2 protein-coding genes are annotated in these 1,401 nt (G+C 41.9%); both read left to right on the top strand.

Translation table 11 applies throughout. The features are described from left to right. Window positions 1–207 precede the first annotated feature (207 nt). Window positions 208–939 (top strand): DUF3598 family protein, encoded by a 732-nt coding sequence (locus F6K37_RS42355; protein WP_008181574.1) that lies wholly within the window; start codon window positions 208–210, stop codon window positions 937–939. A gap of 161 nt (window positions 940–1,100) precedes the next feature. Then, window positions 1,101–1,310 carry a hypothetical protein gene (locus F6K37_RS42350; RefSeq protein WP_287257212.1) on the top strand — a complete coding sequence of 70 codons (210 nt, stop codon included), beginning with the start codon at window positions 1,101–1,103 and terminating at the stop codon, window positions 1,308–1,310. Window positions 1,311–1,401: the final 91 nt, after the last annotated feature.

Genomic DNA, 1,401 nt, shown 5'->3' with positions numbered 1-1,401 from the left:
TCTATATAAGTAGTGATGATACAGCCTTTATTATAGATATGAGGTACACATAATTTTTTCAGTCTTGCTTCTTACCTTTTGCCTCTTGCCTCTTGCCTCTTGCCTCTTGCCTCTTGCCTGCTCCCTGCTCCCTGCTCCCTACTCCCTAAAAACCATAAATTTGTACCTCAACCAATTTCAAACTGCTATATATAACAGAATAAACCTATGGATCGAAAACTCCAAAATTGGAAGAAGTTCTGTCGATATTATTCAGGAGACTTCTATGGGATTTGGACTAGATACTCAACCACAGGAGACGTCATAGAATCTTGGCGCTGTATTAGAAGCTTTCGTCCCACAGCAGATTGTCGTGAAATACATCACCAAAATCACTATACTTATGCTAATGGCAAGACGGAGACAAAAACCTTTAAACCCTACAAGCAACCTATCACAACCGGCTTGTTTTTAGACAATGGCTTTTCCTGGGGTTCAACCACAGTAAAATCCGGCTCCACGTTTTTTTCCGATATATGTTTAAGATATGAAAATAGTCGTGCTACTGCGATTGCCAAATACGATGAAAGTGGCAGCTTAAAACGCTTTACTGTCTTTCCGGAACACCTAGGACATTTCGTGAATGTGCCTGCTCTACCTCCCGCCCATGAAATTAGTAGCGACTGGCAAGGAACAGTGCAAACAATAACCCCGGACTGGCAAATTTCAGGCCCAGTAGTAACCTCATGGCAACCGTTAGACGATTTAGCTGAAGATTACCTGAGGTTACACTTTACCAACCGTATTGCAATCAGTTGTCCGGCACAGGTAGAGAGTGGAAAAGCGTTTTTTGTGGCAGTGGATTGGCTGGTTAACCAGACTTTATTGCAACGAGGCACTCGCCACTATGATCGATCGGGCTTTACCAGTTTTACCGTAGAAGTATTTACGATTCAGTAATATCATGTCCGGTTGAATACTTATACTTTGGGGAAAGCAAGGCAGAGGGCAGAAGGCACCCACCCCTAACCCCTCCCAGGAGGGGAAAGGCAGAAGTAAAGGAGTAAGGTTTCAAGGATAATGGTGTTTTATAAATAATTATCCGAACATGATATAAAACTATGATAAAAGATATATTTAAAGATACTCTTAAGCTCCCAAAACTACTTCTTACCGATTACCGATTACCGATTACCGATTACCGATTACCGATTCCCGATTACCGATTCCCGATTCCCGATTCCCGATTCCCGATTCCCGATTCCCGATTTAACACTAATGAACTAGTTAAGTCAGCCCGGTACTCTAACTTCATAATTCACGGTTCCTAGCCAAGACATCCCAGGTATTTGGTATGGCTTAAATAGTAAACCATCTAAGTTGCCATACTTGACTATATGCTTGATAAAATGTTGAGAACCA

The organism is Moorena sp. SIO4E2, assembly GCF_010671945.1.
GTDB classification, from domain to species: Bacteria; Cyanobacteriota; Cyanobacteriia; order Cyanobacteriales; family Coleofasciculaceae; genus Moorena; species Moorena producens.
Note: the sequence above shows the minus strand (reverse complement) of the source record. Positions and strands in the feature narration are given on the sequence as shown.